This is a genomic window from Halioglobus sp. HI00S01 (genome assembly GCF_001635445.1).
Taxonomy (GTDB): domain Bacteria; phylum Pseudomonadota; class Gammaproteobacteria; order Pseudomonadales; family Halieaceae; genus Halioglobus; species Halioglobus japonicus.
This window is the reverse complement of record NZ_LWEE01000021.1, coordinates 1-219: the sequence shown is the minus strand read 5'-3', so window position 1 is coordinate 219 and position 219 is coordinate 1. Positions and strand designations below refer to the sequence as shown.

The window sequence follows — 219 nt, the reverse complement described above, 5'->3', positions numbered from 1 at the left end:
CTGTGCTGATACCATGCCAGCGTATGCAGGCGCGGGTCACAGGCAACCTGGCTGCCTTCACCGAGGACAGTGGTCAGCCAAGCCACAGGGGGCTCTTCAATCAGGTGATGGTATTCAAACAGGTCAGGATCGACCTCATTGCGCACCTGCACGGTGTAGCGGCCATCGACGAATATCGCGGCGCGTTCGGCAAGCACCACAATAGCGCCGGCAGAACCG

Annotated in this window: 1 protein-coding gene; it reads right to left on the bottom strand. The window is 60.3% G+C overall.

Features of this window, described 5'->3' with window-relative positions; genetic code table 11:
* Positions 1–219, bottom strand: a 219-nt coding sequence (locus A3709_RS04930) for an aminopeptidase P family N-terminal domain-containing protein (RefSeq protein WP_197484071.1), incomplete at both ends; no start/stop codon positions are given.